The organism is Clostridioides sp. ES-W-0018-02 (genome assembly GCF_020658175.1).
In the GTDB taxonomy this organism is placed as follows: Bacteria; Bacillota; Clostridia; order Peptostreptococcales; family Peptostreptococcaceae; genus Clostridioides.
This window is the reverse complement of the sequence record NZ_JACVVY010000004.1, coordinates 39,250-55,476: the sequence shown is the minus strand read 5'-3', so window position 1 is coordinate 55,476 and position 16,227 is coordinate 39,250. Positions and strand designations below refer to the sequence as shown.

At 27.3% G+C, this 16,227-nt stretch carries 18 protein-coding genes and 1 other RNA gene; 5 read left to right on the top strand and 14 right to left on the bottom strand.

Annotated features, from left to right (window positions below; translation table 11 throughout):
* Window positions 1–106: 106 nt before the first annotated feature.
* The gene (locus IC219_RS11230) at window positions 107–841 is read right to left on the bottom strand and encodes a hypothetical protein (RefSeq protein WP_227831260.1); all 735 of its coding nucleotides are present in this window, start codon (window positions 839–841) and stop codon (window positions 107–109) included.
* A 363-nt stretch (window positions 842–1,204) separates the two neighbouring features.
* On the opposite strand from IC219_RS11230, the gene IC219_RS11225 reads away from it, so the two are divergent.
* Window positions 1,205–2,110 (top strand): selenium metabolism-associated LysR family transcriptional regulator, encoded by a 906-nt coding sequence (locus tag IC219_RS11225; RefSeq protein ID WP_227482171.1) that lies wholly within the window; start codon window positions 1,205–1,207, stop codon window positions 2,108–2,110.
* A gap of 178 nt (window positions 2,111–2,288) precedes the next feature.
* On the opposite strand, the gene IC219_RS11220 is transcribed toward IC219_RS11225, so the two are convergent.
* From IC219_RS11220 to IC219_RS11210, 3 genes are read right to left on the bottom strand one after another with little or no spacing between them, the layout of a single operon-like run.
* Window positions 2,289–3,683, bottom strand: coding sequence for an aminopeptidase (locus IC219_RS11220; RefSeq protein ID WP_227434037.1), 1,395 nt, complete (start codon window positions 3,681–3,683; stop codon window positions 2,289–2,291).
* A 19-nt stretch (window positions 3,684–3,702) separates the two neighbouring features.
* On the bottom strand, window positions 3,703–3,912 hold the full coding sequence (locus IC219_RS11215) for a DUF896 domain-containing protein (protein ID WP_227482170.1): 210 nt from the start codon (window positions 3,910–3,912) through the stop codon (window positions 3,703–3,705).
* A gap of 27 nt (window positions 3,913–3,939) precedes the next feature.
* Window positions 3,940–5,385 (bottom strand): PLP-dependent aminotransferase family protein, encoded by a 1,446-nt coding sequence (locus tag IC219_RS11210; RefSeq protein ID WP_227434036.1) that lies wholly within the window; start codon window positions 5,383–5,385, stop codon window positions 3,940–3,942.
* Between the two features lie 109 nt (window positions 5,386–5,494).
* On the opposite strand from IC219_RS11210, the gene IC219_RS11205 reads away from it, so the two are divergent.
* Both IC219_RS11205 and IC219_RS11200 read left to right on the top strand, forming a co-directional pair.
* Window positions 5,495–6,289 (top strand): histidinol-phosphatase HisJ family protein, encoded by a 795-nt coding sequence (locus IC219_RS11205; protein WP_227434035.1) that lies wholly within the window; start codon window positions 5,495–5,497, stop codon window positions 6,287–6,289.
* Window positions 6,290–6,339: 50 nt separating this feature from the next.
* Window positions 6,340–7,662, top strand: a complete 1,323-nt coding sequence (locus tag IC219_RS11200) for a polysaccharide biosynthesis protein (RefSeq protein WP_227831261.1) — start codon at window positions 6,340–6,342, stop codon at window positions 7,660–7,662.
* Window positions 7,663–7,763: 101 nt separating this feature from the next.
* On the opposite strand, the gene IC219_RS11195 is transcribed toward IC219_RS11200, so the two are convergent.
* From IC219_RS11195 to IC219_RS11185, 3 genes are all read right to left on the bottom strand, one after another.
* A complete protein-coding gene (locus IC219_RS11195; protein WP_227482168.1) occupies window positions 7,764–8,969 on the bottom strand; it encodes a hypothetical protein in 1,206 nt (401 codons plus the stop codon).
* Window positions 8,970–9,153: 184 nt separating this feature from the next.
* Window positions 9,154–9,334: non-coding RNA, 6S RNA (gene ssrS / locus IC219_RS11190), on the bottom strand.
* Window positions 9,335–9,451: 117 nt separating this feature from the next.
* Window positions 9,452–10,339, bottom strand: a complete 888-nt coding sequence (locus tag IC219_RS11185; protein ID WP_227831262.1) for a hypothetical protein — start codon at window positions 10,337–10,339, stop codon at window positions 9,452–9,454.
* A gap of 211 nt (window positions 10,340–10,550) precedes the next feature.
* On the opposite strand from IC219_RS11185, the gene IC219_RS11180 reads away from it, so the two are divergent.
* The gene (locus IC219_RS11180) at window positions 10,551–10,952 is read left to right on the top strand and encodes a hypothetical protein (protein WP_227434031.1); all 402 of its coding nucleotides are present in this window, start codon (window positions 10,551–10,553) and stop codon (window positions 10,950–10,952) included.
* Window positions 10,953–11,074: 122 nt separating this feature from the next.
* On the opposite strand, the gene ccpA is transcribed toward IC219_RS11180, so the two are convergent.
* The 5 genes from ccpA to IC219_RS11155 form a co-directional block, all read right to left on the bottom strand.
* Complete coding sequence (gene ccpA / locus IC219_RS11175; protein WP_413926669.1) at window positions 11,075–12,097, bottom strand: LacI family transcriptional regulator CcpA; 1,023 nt, start codon at window positions 12,095–12,097, stop codon at window positions 11,075–11,077.
* A 247-nt stretch (window positions 12,098–12,344) separates the two neighbouring features.
* On the bottom strand, window positions 12,345–12,551 hold the full coding sequence (locus IC219_RS11170) for a hypothetical protein (protein ID WP_227434029.1): 207 nt from the start codon (window positions 12,549–12,551) through the stop codon (window positions 12,345–12,347).
* A 33-nt stretch (window positions 12,552–12,584) separates the two neighbouring features.
* Window positions 12,585–12,764, bottom strand: coding sequence for a hypothetical protein (locus IC219_RS11165; protein WP_227434028.1), 180 nt, complete (start codon window positions 12,762–12,764; stop codon window positions 12,585–12,587).
* A 181-nt stretch (window positions 12,765–12,945) separates the two neighbouring features.
* Window positions 12,946–13,152, bottom strand: a complete 207-nt coding sequence (locus IC219_RS11160) for a hypothetical protein (RefSeq protein ID WP_227434027.1) — start codon at window positions 13,150–13,152, stop codon at window positions 12,946–12,948.
* 47 nt (window positions 13,153–13,199) lie between these two features.
* Window positions 13,200–13,625: a hypothetical protein gene (locus IC219_RS11155; RefSeq protein WP_227434026.1), complete on the bottom strand. Its 426-nt coding sequence runs from the start codon at window positions 13,623–13,625 to the stop codon at window positions 13,200–13,202.
* A 171-nt stretch (window positions 13,626–13,796) separates the two neighbouring features.
* On the opposite strand from IC219_RS11155, the gene acpP reads away from it, so the two are divergent.
* Complete coding sequence (gene acpP / locus IC219_RS11150) at window positions 13,797–14,024, top strand: acyl carrier protein (protein ID WP_227434025.1); 228 nt, start codon at window positions 13,797–13,799, stop codon at window positions 14,022–14,024.
* A 161-nt stretch (window positions 14,025–14,185) separates the two neighbouring features.
* On the opposite strand, the gene IC219_RS11145 is transcribed toward acpP, so the two are convergent.
* The gene (locus IC219_RS11145) at window positions 14,186–15,190 is read right to left on the bottom strand and encodes a nucleoid-associated protein (protein ID WP_227434024.1); all 1,005 of its coding nucleotides are present in this window, start codon (window positions 15,188–15,190) and stop codon (window positions 14,186–14,188) included.
* Window positions 15,191–15,204: 14 nt separating this feature from the next.
* The gene (locus IC219_RS11140) at window positions 15,205–16,107 is read right to left on the bottom strand and encodes an RluA family pseudouridine synthase (RefSeq protein ID WP_227434023.1); all 903 of its coding nucleotides are present in this window, start codon (window positions 16,105–16,107) and stop codon (window positions 15,205–15,207) included.
* Window positions 16,108–16,227 lie beyond the last annotated feature (120 nt).

Genomic DNA, 16,227 nt, shown 5'->3' with positions numbered 1-16,227 from the left:
ATCTTAATTGTATTAATTTCAATTTTATACATTTTATAAAAAAAAAACTGCTTCAAGTTAGAAATTTACTTCTACCTTAAAACAGACTTGTATGCTTTAAAATTCATTATTCTAATAAAGCTCCTTTTATTATTTTTACAACTTTATCACTCTCAATAGTTTTTATAGACTTTATTTTATTATCTACTATACTTATTGTAAGTATTTCTTTGTCTAATAATTTATTATCTTCTTTTAATCTATAACTCTTCACTACCCTATTTCCTTCATGGTTATATGCTGTTAAATTATAATTGGCATTACCCACGATTTCATTTATCCTAGATTCTTCAACTCCAATATACTCTCCCAAGTCAATGTTTTTATATTCCTCCAAGGATACAGCTGATTTTTCATTATCATTTGTTTCAATCATAATACCATAATTTTCATCTATATCTGTTATACTTTGTGATGAAAAGGAATTTGTTTCAACATTAACAACTTTATTTTTATTAATGTTAATGTATAAAGCACTTCCATCTAATTCATTGTTTCCAGTATATTTAGGGTAAACTAATGTCATATAACTTGATGTATTTATATCTTGCATTGTATTTGATTTTTTTAAATTCTTATTTTTTATATAATAAATTGTGTTATAAGGTATTCCCATATTTTTTATAACATATTTATAATCTTTATCCATCATTTCATTAACATCATTTTGAACTTTTGTCATAGTTTTTTGCTGTGTTGCTTTACTTGCTACTTGATTTTTCTCTTTAGTAGTTTCTTTATGACATCCAACAAGTACAATCCCTAAAATAGTTACACAAACTAATGACCTTTTTAACTTCATAAATCAATCCTCCTTTCTTAAATTTTATAATATTTATCTATATCTCATTGTGTGATTATCTTTTTTTTCAATAATTACGTTTATTATTTTATAAAATAATTATATAATATTTATTTAAATTTAATAAGATTAAGAAGCTATCTGTAATTTTTTTGTAACAAAACACATTTTAAAGTTGAATTTTGAAAATTCAATTTACAAGATACTTGTGGTAAATATCCTTATAACATTATACCAAATTATTCCTAAACAATCAAAAACTCCATAAACATTTTAAGGTTTTCTATTTCAAAAAATCACCTTTAACTATTAATTTATCAAATATGTTATAATAGTTTTAGATAATTTAAGGAGGATTAAATAATGGATTTTAAACAACTTGAAGTATTTGTTGCTGTTGCAAAACATCAAAGTTTTTCAAAAGCTGCAAGAGAACTTTTTTTAACTCAACCTACTGTAAGTGCACACATACAAAATTTAGAAAGAGAGTTAGAAACTGTACTTATAAACAGAAGCAACAAAGTTATTACACTCACAAAATCTGGTGAAATTCTTTATGAGCATGCCATATATATATTAAATAACTGCAAACGTGCAATTTATGATATAAAAGAATATTCAGGTAAAATAGAAGGTATTATAGATATAGCATGTAGTTCTATACCTGAAACTTATATTCTACCTGATTTTATGAAGAATTTTTCTATGAGTTATCCAGATGTAAAATTTTCCATAAGCCATTATGATTCTCAATATGCTATATCAGAAATTTTAAATGAACGGATAAGCTTTGGATTAGTTGGTTCTAAAATTAACAATCCTCAAATCGAATATCTAGACTTATTAGATGATGAACTTGTACTTATTACTCCTTCAGATTTTAAAATTGATAACAATAACAATTACATTGATATAGAAGAATTGGCTTCTGTCAATTTTATTATGAGAAAAGAAGGCTCTGGTACTAGAAACTTAATACTAAACACCCTTAGCAAAAATAACTTTCCGGTAAACAAATTAAATGTAATAGCTCATGTAGAATCAAATGAAGCCATTAAAGAAATGGTTAGATTAGGCCTTGGTGTATCTTTTATATCATATATTTCAGCTATTGATTATCTAAATGCAGGCAAAATAAAATGCTACAAAGTAAAAGATGTTGATTTTACAAGAAAATTTTTCTTTATTTATTCTAAAAAGAAAACTTTTTCTCCATTGGAAGATAAATTTCTAAACAGACTATGTGAGTACTTTGAAATCATAATATAATAATTTTAATACACGACACTCAAATTTAAATTATAAGCTGTTAAATAATAAAATAATAAATAGAGTAGTATTATACTATGTTCATTTAATTAATGAGCATAGTATAATACTACTCTATTTACTTATTACTTATTACTTATTACTTATTACTTATTACTTATACTATTGTATATTAAACTTATAAATTTATATTAAAAAACGATTTATATCCTTTGTACATTTCATATATATCTACTTTAGAAACAATCTCATGCGGTGCATGCATATTTAAAACACCAACACCACAATCTATAACCTCTGCACCTTGATTTGCTAAGATATAGGCTATTGTTCCACCTCCACCTTGGTCCACTTTACCAAGTTCAGCAGTTTGCCATACTACATTACCCTCGTTAAAAATTCTTTTTACTTCTGATATAAACTCAGCATTAGCATCATTACATCCACTCTTACCTCTCGAACCAGTATACTTATTTAAAACTATTCCATTTCCCATATATGCAGAGTTTCTTTTTTCATATGCCTCATCAAAATTTGGGTCATATCCAGCTGCAACATCAGCTGATAATACTTTACTATTTGCTAAAGCTCTTCTTACCTTAATATCACAGTAATCGCCTTCTAAAGCTATTAACTCAGCCACAGTATTTTCAAAAAACTTTGAATGCATACCTGTATTTCCTTGGGAGCCAACTTCTTCTTTGTCTACACATAATGTAACTGAAGTAAATTCTGGTTGTCTAGTCTCTAGTATAGCTTTTACAGCAGCATATGAACATACTCTATCATCATGACCATATCCTAATACCATTGACCTATCAAACCCCAAATCTCTTGCCTTCCCAGCTGGAACTACTTCAATCTCAGCGCTTAATAAATCTTCTTCAACTATACTATATTTTTCATTTAAAATTTTTAATATATTTGCTGTTATAGGTTCTTTTTCTTCGCCATCCAAAGGCATATTTCCAATTAATACATTTAAAGCTTCACCACTGATTCCTTCTGACAATTTCTTTTGCATTTGGTTTCCAGCTAAATGAACTAATAGGTCAGTTACACAAAACACTGGGTCACTGTCTTCTTCACCAATAGATACATCCACCTTTGTACCATCATTTAATATAACTACTCCATGTAAAGCAAGAGGAATAGCTGTCCATTGATATTTTTTAATTCCTCCATAGTAGTGAGTCTTAAAAAAACCTAGATTAGCTTCTTGATACAATGGGTTTGGTTTTAAATCTAATCTTGGAGAATCTATATGACTACCTATAATCTTCATACCTTTTTCTATATAGTTTTTACCTATTACAAAAAGTGCCACTGCTTTTTCTTTATTTATAGCATAAATCTTGTCCCCATGACTTACACTTCCATTTTCCATAGCTTCATCTATTGAAATATAACCATTTTCTTTAGCCAATTTTATAATTTCTTTTACTGAAAGTCTTTCAGTTTTTGATTTACTTAAAAAATCCATATAATTGCGAGCATATTCCATAACCTGTTCAATAGCATTCTCTTTTTTTTCAATTTCCCATGCATTCTTAAATTTATGCTTTAAGTCCATGTTTTCCTCCTATTAAGTTTTAATTTTTATTATTTTTCATATATTGTTCATATTCTTCTGGTGAGACTACTTTAACACTATCAAGTCTTGATTTAAAATGAGCTCTAAAATTTTCTAAATATTCCTTTCTTAAAATCTCCCTTTCTTTGATTTCATCATCAGAAAGAGCTCCCTCTTTATTTTTCTTTGCTAATTCATTAATCCTATCTAATTTCTTCTTGTCAAACATTTTTTCCTCCTAAAAAACTTCTATTTATTAATAAAATAATTTATTACTTTTTATATCTAACTTATTTTTATATTCACAGAAAAACTCTTCTATATTATCACTTATTATAGATATTCCCTTTTCTAACTCTTCCATACTTGGACGAGCTATATTTATTCTAAAAAATCTATCATCCACTAGATTATCAAAAAAATAAGTCCCTGGAAGCATGGATACTCCTTTATTTAACATAAAACTTGTAAAGCTTTGTGATGTATACCCTCTTGGCAATTCTAAAAAAAAGTTTATACCTCCACAAGATTTTCTAACTTTTAATTTACCACTCAATTTATCATTAATCAAGTTTTTTGCTAACTTGTACTTATCAGTATATATCTTCTCTATATGACTTAGATAATTCTTCCAATTGAAATTCTCCATATAGTAATACATTGATTTTTGAATAAGACCTGGTGTTGATATGTCTGATGAATATTTAGCCCACAAAACTTTTTTTAATAATTCATTTGGCATTTCTACAATTCCTATTCTTAAGCCTGGCATAAGTATTTTTGAAAAACTCTTTATATATACTACCCTATTTTTATCATCATAGCTCCTGACTGTCCTATTATCCTCTGAATCAAATATAAAATCACTGATAAAATCATCTTCAATTATATAAAAATCATGCTCTTCTGCCAATTCTATTAGCTTCTTTTTTTTATATGTAGAATAAGATATACCTGTTGGATTTTGAAAATTAGGCATAATATATATAAGTCTTGGTTTTATTTTTTCCAATTTTAATTTTAAAATACCTATATCAATTCCATCATCTAACATAGGTATAGATATTATTTTTGCACCTCTACTTTTAAATACTTCAATTGCTCCATTGTAAGAGGGTTCTTCCATAAAAACAACATCAGAATAACTTATAAGCCCTTTACAAACTATATCTATACCTTGCTGTGCTCCTGAGATTATTTGAATGTTTTCTTTAGTAGTATTTATATTTTCATCACTTAAATACTCTACCATCTTTTCTCTTAACTCCTCAGAGCCTAGCCCTTCATCGTAATCAAATATTGAACTTCCATCTTTAGATAATGCCATGTTTACAGCATTTTTAAATGAATCTATAGGAAACATATCATTAGATGGATTTCCATTATCGAAATGAATTAAATCATCTCTTTGTCTAATGTTCTTGTTTTTCCCTTTATCTATACCATTTTTATAAGAATTTGAATTTGATACAAAAGTTCCACTTCCTATAATTTTATATACATATCCTTCATTTTCCAAAAGCTCATATACTTTAACTATAGTAGTATTATTTACATGTAAATAATCTGATAACTTTCTTATTGGTGGAAGTTTTTCATGCTCAACTAGTTCTTTGTTTATTATTAACTGCTTTATATGATTAAATATTTGTATATATTTAGTTGACTTCCTTTCACTTAAATCTATTTTGTATTTTTCCACATTTATCACCGCTTATTGTTTTTATATTTTATTGATGCCTTAGCATATATTTGATATTATTTAGTATGTATATATAATACCAAAATTTTTATAAAAAGGGGAAATATTTATGTTTTACGACTATCACATGCACTCAAGTTTCTCTACTGATGGAAAATCTACAATGGAAGAAATGATAAAAAAATCTATAGACCTTGGTATAAATGAAATTTGTTTCACAGACCATGTCGATTATGATGTTTATGCGGATGATTCTTTTTCGATTGTTTACGAAGATTATTTTAAAAGTCTAGAAACTCTTAAAAATAGATATAAAGATAAAATATCAATAAAAAAAGGGATTGAATTTGGAGTTCAAACTCAATTAATAGATACATATAGAAAAGAAGCTCATCAATATCCATTAGATTTTATAATATGCTCTATTCATGCTATAGATAAAATGGATTTATACCTTGGTAGCTATTTTGAAGGTAAGACTCAACATGAGGTCTATGAGAACTACTACCTTTATTTGTATAATATTGTTAAAAACTACAAGGATTACTCTGTTTTAGGTCATTTAGATTTAATTAAAAGATATGCACCTTATGATACCATCCTAGATGACAGACTATTTTCAGATATAATTGAAGAAACTCTCAAGCAAGCTATCTATGATGGTAAAGGTATCGAAATAAACACATCTTGCTACAGATACAACCTGCCAGATTTAACTCCATCTAGATATATCCTTCAGATGTATAAAGATTTAGGAGGAGAAATCATAACTACAGGCTCAGATTCACATCATGTAAGTCAAGTTGCATATGAATTTGATTACATATATTCATTACTAAAAAACATGGGATTTAAGTATGTATCTAAATTTAATAAAATGAAACCAGAATTTATAAAATTATAAATTTTTACACCTCCTTATGAATATATTTAAAAGATAAGGAGGTGATTTTTTTGAAAGTACCTTATTTAGTACTATCAACAGTTATTTTATTTATGTCTAACTTTGTCGTAAGAATATTTGGATTTTTATATAAAATATTCTTATCAAGAGCTTTAGGCGAAACAGGTCTAGGTATATATCATATGATTTTTAACTTTTTAATGATTTGTTTAGCTGTTACAACAACTGGAATACCTACTGCACTTAGTTGTCTAGTTGCAAAAAGAAAAGCTTTAAATGATAAGCACAACACTAATGCTTTGTTTATATCAACTTTATACATATCATTTTTTGTAGCATTAATTATATCTATAGTTGCATCTTTCAATAGTTCTTTTTTATCACTTAAGTTTCTAAAAGACCCTAAATTGAACTTATTTATACTAGCAGTTTGTCCTGCCATAGTTATAATAACACTTTCAAATGTACTTAGGGGGTATTACTACGGCATAAAGAACGTAAAAGTTCCTGCTATTGGACAAATTATTGAACAGATGGGTAAAATTCTATTTGTTTTTTTACTCGTTATGTATGTAAATGATAAGTCTATGAATTGTTATATTGCTCTTTTAGGTATATCTATTGGTGAATTGAGTAATATCATATTTATGCTCATATGTTTATGTCGAGATTCTTCATTTGACAATAAATATATTATAAGTATAAAAGATTTTTATACTTCCTCTATGGAAACATTGAAAATGTCCATACCTATAACTTGCAATAGAATGTCAAATATACTTTTACAATCTATTAGCTCTATGATGATACCATCAAGATTAGCATTATCAGGCATGACTTATCAACAATCATTAAGTATGTATGGTGTCGTCAGCGGGATGGTAATGCCATTTATATTTTTACCATTTACTGTTGGCTCAGCACTTATTGTAAATTTGATACCTACTATATCACAAGAAATGGCCTTAAGAAAACGTAAAAGTGTCCTAAAAAAAATAAAGTATTCTGTACTCCTAACTTTGTTTGTAGGTATACTATCATCAGTGTTTTTTTATTTCTTTGGAAAAGATTTATGTATACTAGTATTTAAAAATAAACTTGCTGGAGAATATTTAAAAGCTATGTTTTTAGTACCACTATTTATGTCACTAAATCAAACACTATCTGGTATTTTACATTCAATAAGAAAAGAATTAGCTTCAAGTATAAACACTATCATTGGTATGTTAATTCAGCTAGTAGCTCTATATGTATTTCTTCCCATTCCAGGACTTAATATTTATGCATACATATACACAATGACAATAGTATCAATATTTACTTGTTTATTACATACTATAGTACTTTTTAAATCTATAAAATCTATACATTAGTTATAAATAACGTGAAGGCTACCAATGTAAATCATCTACTATTGGTAGCCTTCCTTAAATGATTTTTATTTATAATTTAAACTGTCTATATATCTACCTATCTATCTGTGGCAACCTGAATTTCCACTTCCATGATTAGGTCCACATTGCGAAAAATCACATACTTTAGAGAAAGTATCAACAAGTCTTGGTTGGATTGGGTTTGGTGATGCTAAAACTACTATTTGTTCACTTATTAATGTGCTAACTGTTTCTTGTAAGCAAAGTACTAAATCTATATCATTTGGTATAATTAATTCATACATAGGTTCACAACATTCATTACATTCTAATTTTAATATAGATTTTCCTATACAATCTACAGTTAAGTTAGTTTGGTATTCTTGTCTTAAAGTGACAGCTCTTCCGTCAGCTGGCAAGCATATTGGTGCTGAAAGTGTGTTAAAAGTAAATTCTACAAAATCAACTCTTCTCTTACATCCACCTCCTGCTCTAACTGCTGGGAAAGCTAATGCAACGAATTCTGTACATCCACATCTACCTCTTAGTTCTAATACTAGATTACGAACTGCTACAGTTAAGCCTCTTTGTTTATAAGCTACTGATTTGCCTTTTCCTTGTCTACAACATTCAGCGTTTCTTTCTCCACATACTGCATATTCAAAAGTTGTTTCACAGTTTCTTCCTATTATATCTCCTAATGGATCTAAATCGAAATCTTCTAAAGTTGTCATTCCTGTGTCTATAACTATTCCATCATTACTTAAGCATATTTTATCTATAGTTACACTTGCTCTACCTGCACTTGGAACTGAACCAAATACTTCTACTACTTCTGTTTCAAAAGTTAATGGTTCTCCATTTGGTCCAGTTGCATCTGTAAATGTTTGGAATTGCATAGTATCAAAAATTCTATTAGCTTCTATTGCAAATGGAACTGCATTTGCTACAGAAAAGTTTCTTGGAGATATAGGATTACAGCAGTTTGGTCCACATTTGTTTTCAAAACATTCATCTGAATCCATTTGGCATGGTTCACAATCACATTTACAATTATCATGGCATCCACAATTGTCATCACATGGATTAGGTTTGCATGGATTAGGTTTACATGGATTGCATGGATTAGGTTTACAATCATCATGACAATCACAATTATTATCATTGTTACATCCATTATGATGATGTGATTTTTTGAATCCTCTCATCTCATCTGAACTTATTTCATCTGTATACACTTCTTCTTCATTCATTGTAGACATTGGCTGATTTAGCATTCTTCTTTTATTTTTTTTGTAATCTTGCATTTTTCATTGCCCTCCCTGTAAGCGATTCTTATTAAGTCTTCGGCTTTTTATAGCCTAATTAATACTATGCACTTATAATCCTAATTGTTACTTAGCTTTTTAAATTTCTCAATAATTAGGTATATTTGGTAGAAAAATGCATTTTAATAAAAAAAAGTACTACTATTTAAAATAGTAGCACTTTTTTTGTCCCGAAACACCGGTGGCTAAGTAAATTCACACCCTAGGCACTCCCAGGTGGGTGACTTGCCAGTAACCTTTAACGTCCAAACTAAACAGGCATGTTATAATTTACTAGACACGGTCTCCCGTATTTCATTTGTAGGTTGAATTTAAAAAAGCCTTATCGTATGTTTCAGGATTTCATATTATTATTATATAATAAATTTTGAATTTTTTAAAGTGGTTTTATATAGTAATTAAGATAATCTTATTCTAGTATTACTTTTTCTTCCTTTTCTCTTTATGTATTTAGTTAATTATTACTTTCTCTTAGCTTTACTTCTAGTATTTTTTTCATTACGATTATGTTCATGCTTTTGTTCATTAACATCATACAATTCTTCATCATATACTATATTTTCATCATTTTCTGCATACTCATGGTCTGTTTCTTCATCTTCTGTTAATTCTTCTTCATTATCATCTATCTCATCTTCATAATTTAATTCTTCATCTTCATATGTTGACTCTTCATCTTCTTCATTACTATCTTCATATTCATCCTCATCATCATTATTACTATCATCACCTCTTAAAAGATTTCCTAGCAGTTTAAGATTATTCATGCTACCTAGATTATTTATATTTGCCAAAGAACTTAAACTAAATCCACCTTCACCAAAATCATCAGGCAAAAACAATTCTGCAAATAAATCTATCTTTTTTTTCATTCCTATAGCCTTTTCAACAGAATTTTTTCTCTTTTCTGGAAATACATCTATAATTTCTTTTATCATCATATTTTTTTTGTCTTCACTATCCATTTTTCTAAAAAAATCTGTTTCCTCTTCAATATCTACCACATCTATATTGTTAAGTTTCTTTATGCCTCTAACTAAGTCTAAAATACTTTCTATTTTTACTAGTATTTTCCTTTCATCTCTTGACATGTATTTTTTAGTTCTTGTTATTATTTCCATTCCCATTTCTAGGTCTTCTTCACTCAAATCCATAAGTCTTAGACCTCTTTTTATATCATTTGCATCAAACCTTAAAGTTTCATGTATAGCTTTTGATAATTTCTCATTTGAATTTTTTTTGTTTTTTCTGGCTCTATTATTTTTCTTTGATTTATCTTTATCATCAAATATAGAGATATTACCATTACTCAATGCAATCACTCCAATCAAAAATAGTAAGTTATTCAAGACAATTCCCCCTTATATTATATAATTGCCCTATATTAAAGTATGTTTTTCATATTTTAATGTTCCATTTTTAAAGCTCAGTGCATATATATTATCTATAAGAATTTTTATTTATATTATATATCACTCACAATTCACCACTTCAATATTATTTCTATATATAAATAGTATGAATATAATTCAATATATATTTATAGAAAGGGGTTTTTTTATGAAAAAAATAGATACAGATTCATTAGAAAAGATGGCTAAGCAAAAAAATATTGACAAGGATAAGATAGAAAAGATTGCTGATAATTACAAAGGTAAATCAGAAAGTGAACTTATGGAGGAACTTATAAAGATAGGTAAGAACCTAGATGGAAGAGAGGAAGTAGTATCAAAATTCAAAGCATTTTTAGATGACAATCAACGTAAAAAATTAGATACTATAATGGATAAAATATCAGATGCAGAGACTCAAAGAGATACTAAACCTGCTAAAACTAAAAAGACTAAACAACCAACTAAAGGTAAATCAAATACACCTGCACCAAAAAATACACCAAATAATCAACAAAAAAAATCTAAGAGTATATTTAAGAAAACTAAAAAATCCAATCCTCATGAATAAACAAAAATAAACTACTTTTAAGGCTTAAAGTTATTATTTTTAACTAAAATATTTTAATTGCATATTATTTAAACTAAAAATCAGGTAGTGTTTTAAACACTACCTGATTGACTTTAATAACTTTATTTCTTTCTCTCTATAACACTTTCTCTATCAACAATTTGATAAGGTAATTCTATTTTCTTGTTTTCAATTAATTCTTTATTGATTAATTTAATAACCATTCTTATTGCTACTGCTCCCATATCATATAAAGGCTGATAAACTGTAGTAAGCTTAGGCCTATACATCTTAGCTATCTTAACATCATTAAATCCTGCAACTGATATGTCTTCTGGAACCTTATATCCAGCATCACAGATAGCATTTATAGCTCCTATAGCAGCCTCATCACCCGTAACAAAGGCTGCATGAGGTATTATTCCTTCATCTAATAATTCTTTCATACTATGGTATCCACTTTCATAATCAGTTCCACCATATTTGATTAAACTCTTGTCCAACTCTATATTATTACTTGAAAGTGCTTCTTCGTAGCCTGAAAGTCTTTCCATTTCTAAAACAGTATCATCTTTACTTGTCATTATAAAAGCTATCTTTTCATGACCTTTCTTTATAAGATGTTCTGTCATATCAAAAGTAGCTTCTTTATTACTAGTGCTCACTGTGTATATATCATAATTTCTAGCAGTTTTACTTATATATGTTGCTGGTATACCACAATTTTGTATATAGTTGATATGCTCTTGTTCAACTACCCATGAAATCATAACTATACCTTCTACTTGTTTTGCTCTTAATAGATTTATACTCTTTAACTCTTGTTCTTTATCAGAGTATGTATTAGCTAAAAGAATATCATAATCATACATTTTAGCAACTTCTTCTATTCCATTTAATATCTCATTAACAAAAGAATCTGAAACTTCTGGAACTATTACCCCTATTAATTGACTCTTTTTAGTTACTAAGCTTCTTGCAAGTGGATTTGGAATATATCCAGTTTCTTTTATAACCTCTAAAACTTTTTGTTTGACTTCATCAGTCACAGGTTTTGAATCATTTATAACTCTAGATACTGTAGATATTGACACGCCTGCTTGTTTAGCAACATCTTTTATCGTTATATTACTTTTCATTTTCATCCTCCTAATTTTGCTAAATTTATCTAAATCTGAACCAAATTTATACAGGTTCTTATTTTAACTATATTTATATAAGTTCTTATTTTACCATAAAAGCAAGTACATTTAAATACATTATATTTTATATTATACCCTATATTCAACAATTTTAATAATATTCATTCTTAATTTAAATTACATTAAAAAATAAAATAAAAAAATGCTGGTATAAAACATACCAGCATTTTTTCACTTTAACAGTTTAGTTTTAGCAGCCGCAGCCACAACCATCATCACCATCAAAGAATCCACCACATGAACAAGTTATTAATAATAGTATTAAGAATGGTATCCATGACATTATATCGATATCTCTCCAACAATCTTCAAAAGCTAAGAATAGGAAGAATAATACGATTATCCACCATCCTCCCCCACCAAAACATCCATCGTTTCCAAAAAATCTATCTAACATAATAAACTCCTCCTTTTTTAATAATTACTACTCTTATTCTAAGCATCCACTACAGCAGCAAAGTATTAATAAAACTATTAGGAATGGAATCCATGCCATTATGTCAAATTCTGCCCAGCTCTCTCCAAAAGCTAAAAATAGGAAGAATAGTACGATTATCCACCATCCTCCTCCACCAAAACATCCATCTTCTCCAAAGAATCTATCTAACATTCCACGTTACCTCCTGTTGATATTTTGTTGAGCTTTTCGCTCCTAACATATACTATGCATTTGGTTTCCATTTTGCTAATGTATTTTTATTATTTTTTTAAAATTTTTTATCTTAACTAAAAAAGGCAAAACCATAACTTGTATAAGTTACTGGCTCTGCCTATTTAATAATCAATATTTTTTAGCAACAACAACCATCATCGAAGTTAAATAACAACAATACTATTAATATAACCCATATCCATATATTGTCATCGCATAATAAGTCTTCTAAAATGTCTGTACATAATAATAAGAATACTATAACTATTATTATCAACATTTTATTACTAAAAAATCCTTCGCATCCTCCAAAGAAACGTTCCATATTGTCTTCTAATTTTGTCATAACTAATCCTCCTTGAATCATTAAGAGACTAACTTTTGTCTCTTTAATTAAATATATGTAGTAATAGACAGATAAGTTACTTCTAAAAAGTTTTTATTGATTAATTTATTTATTTCTTTTTCTCCTAGTTTATTGTATCTATCAACTTCATCTAAATAATCCTTTTTTTCTTCTGATATAGTATAAATTAAACTTTCTATTGATTTTACTTTGTATTCTTTATATCTTTCTATCAAGAAGGATGTTTTTGAATTTTCTATGCCTTTCTTTACATGCATTAATCTTGATATATAATCGTCCTTTTCATTAGATACATAGCTTTCCTTCTCTGCTACATCTTCAAGAATTAAATTGGTTTCCATTACATAGTCCTCTATTCGTTGCATATCTAAAGTTATTGAATTATAATAAAAATTTACTGCTATAAGTAAAAATATTCCTACAGATGTTAGTAATAAGCCTACATATTTCATAGCATTTCCTCCTAAGTTATATTTGTTATCAATAAAGTTTATTCATCAAATAAGACTTTATTACTACCTTTATAAAATTTTATTTTTTTTTACTAATTGCATATTGAAAAATTTTTGATATTATATTAAACTAACATTAAAATTAATTAAAACTGCTGTAGGAGGCTTAAAATGTTTGAAAAAATAAAAGAAATAATAGCAGAACAATTAGGGTTAGACAATTTAGATGAAATAACTATGGAAGCATCTTTAATGGAAGATTTAGAAGCTGATTCATTAGATGCTGTTGAGATTATAATGGCTCTTGAAGATGAATTTGGTATAGAAATACCAGATGAGGAAGCTGAAAACTTTAAATGTATTGGTGATATATGTAAATATATCGAAGAAAATAAATAACATCATTTTGTCTACAAATATAAATAGTCTGTGTCTACTTCTACTTAATATTTCTATTAGAAGTTTACACAGACTAATCTACATTTTATTTATAACTATATTAACTATACATTTCTTCTAACTTAATTTATATCCAATCCTATAAATTACTCAAATTAAGATTACTTTTCTTCATAAAATGTTACATTCTTTATTACTATATCTATAGTTCCATCTTGATTTTGCTTTACAGTATATTTCATTGGGTCTTCAAAATCAGTTAGGTTCCCTTTTATATCAAAACCATTATCAGTTTTTATACTTCTCTTTTTGAGCTTTTTCTCAACCCATTTTTTATCTATGCTAAAACCTTCATCAAGACCTTTTTCTTCCATATGCTCTTTAAAACTACCTTTTAATTCTTCATCCTTAATTGAATTATCAACAAAATCATTTATATCAATTTCATGTTTTTCTTTTAATGTATAATTTAATATACTTCTTACATCTTCTGCTTGTTTTATATCATTACTAAGAGCATTAGTTATCCAATTTTCGGCTGTATTTTTAAATACTTTTGTCTTATACTTATCATCATCTATTTTTTTAGCATGCAAAAATTCTGTTACAAACTTTGATTCTGAACCCTCTTTTTCTGCATCTTTGTCTAAGAGTCTTAGATGAAACTCATCATTCATTCCACTTAATCCAATTAAAGCTCCTTGTTTTTGTCTTAAAGTTTCTGGAATACCAATTTCATTTGATACCATTTGAATATTAAATTTATCATCTACAAACTCAATTGAATGAGTATACAATTTTTTATAATCTAATTTCAATATAGCAACACTCTTTTCATCTTTTACAGTATACAAGCAAATTGCCAAATCACAAGATTCTAATGCTGCATTAATCTTCATAACATCAAACAGATAAGATGCTATTTCTTTAGAGTTTTTTAAAAATGAACTTTCATCATATATTATTTGTTCACAACAATTTTTAATTAAATTGTCATTATAATCTTTAAAAATCCCTTTTCTTAAATCTTCATCCTTTGAAATTCTCTTTATTGCTTTTTGAAAAAATCCATCTACTTCTTGATTAACTTTACCTTCAAAATCATTTAATATTGGAACATCACTATTCTTATCCAAAACATGTATTATAAATTTATGTATTATCATATATATCACCCCATCTATCTTAATTTCGATATTAACTCTTGCATATCCTTTGGTATATCTGTTTTAAATTTTAAAATTTCTTTTGTTCTTGGTTGTTCAAACTCTAAGCTATATGCATGAAGAGCTTGCCTATTTATAAGATTTCCATCTATATAACCATATAACTCATCACCTATTATTCCATGACCTATATGAGCCATATGAACCCTTATTTGATGTGTTCTACCAGTTTCTAGCTTTACTTCTAGTACAGTTGCATTTTTTAATCTTTCTACTACTTTATAATGAGTAACAGATGCTTGCCCTCTTTCATCTATTACTCTCTTTATTGAATCCTCTTCAGGTCTATAAATTGGTTCATTTATAGTTCCCTCATCTTCATCTATAATCCCATTCACTACTGTTATATATGTTTTTTCAACTTTGTTTTCACTCATTGATATAGACAAAGTATGGTGTGCATAAGCATTTTTTGCTACTATAACAAGTCCTGAAGTGTTCATATCAAGTCTATTTACAAATCGTATTTTTACATTTTCTTTATGCTTCTCTATATAATAACTAATACCATTTGCTATTGTATTATCATAGTGACTTTTAGTTGGATGAACTACCATAAATGGTGGCTTATTTACCATAATTATATCAAAATCATCATATATTATTTGTAAATTTAAATCTTGTGGCTCAAAATTTGCTTTTTCTTCTTCTATTTTTACCTCTATTAAATCCCCACGAGACACTTTTAAACTTGGCTTTTTATATACACCATTTACTAATACACTTTTTTCTCTTTTCATTTTTGATAGTGACCTAACCGAAAAATTTAGCTTGTCCAGCAAAACTTCTTTTAGAGTCATTTCTTCTTCATTTGTATAGGATATAAGATTATATTTTTGATTTTCTTTTTTAAACAAACTTTTACCTACTTTCTTTTATATCTTCAAAACCATGATATTATATATTTTACACTATTTTTGTTTAATAGATAATAATTATTTTTTAACCATAAAAACCTGTAAGAATAACAAATAGTT

Bases quoted from the DNA above. Each gene is read 5' to 3' on its own strand.
- IC219_RS11155 (WP_227434026.1), bottom strand. From the start codon at position 13,625: ATGAAATATGTAGGCTTATTACTAACATCTGTAGGAATATTTTTACTT.
- IC219_RS11195 (WP_227482168.1), bottom strand. From the start codon at position 8,969: ATGCAAGATTACAAAAAAAATAAAAGAAGAATGCTAAATCAGCCAATG.
- IC219_RS11180 (WP_227434031.1), top strand. From the start codon at position 10,551: ATGAAAAAAATAGATACAGATTCATTAGAAAAGATGGCTAAGCAAAAA.
- IC219_RS11205 (WP_227434035.1), top strand. From the start codon at position 5,495: ATGTTTTACGACTATCACATGCACTCAAGTTTCTCTACTGATGGAAAA.
- IC219_RS11215 (WP_227482170.1), bottom strand. From the start codon at position 3,912: ATGTTTGACAAGAAGAAATTAGATAGGATTAATGAATTAGCAAAGAAA.
- IC219_RS11165 (WP_227434028.1), bottom strand. From the start codon at position 12,764: ATGTTAGATAGATTCTTTGGAGAAGATGGATGTTTTGGTGGAGGAGGA.
- IC219_RS11170 (WP_227434029.1), bottom strand. From the start codon at position 12,551: ATGTTAGATAGATTTTTTGGAAACGATGGATGTTTTGGTGGGGGAGGA.
- ccpA (WP_413926669.1), bottom strand. From the start codon at position 12,097: ATGAAAATGAAAAGTAATATAACGATAAAAGATGTTGCTAAACAAGCA.
- IC219_RS11145 (WP_227434024.1), bottom strand. From the start codon at position 15,190: ATGATAATACATAAATTTATAATACATGTTTTGGATAAGAATAGTGAT.
- IC219_RS11220 (WP_227434037.1), bottom strand. From the start codon at position 3,683: ATGGACTTAAAGCATAAATTTAAGAATGCATGGGAAATTGAAAAAAAA.
- IC219_RS11225 (WP_227482171.1), top strand. From the start codon at position 1,205: ATGGATTTTAAACAACTTGAAGTATTTGTTGCTGTTGCAAAACATCAA.
- acpP (WP_227434025.1), top strand. From the start codon at position 13,797: ATGTTTGAAAAAATAAAAGAAATAATAGCAGAACAATTAGGGTTAGAC.
- IC219_RS11230 (WP_227831260.1), bottom strand. From the start codon at position 841: ATGAAGTTAAAAAGGTCATTAGTTTGTGTAACTATTTTAGGGATTGTA.
- IC219_RS11160 (WP_227434027.1), bottom strand. From the start codon at position 13,152: ATGACAAAATTAGAAGACAATATGGAACGTTTCTTTGGAGGATGCGAA.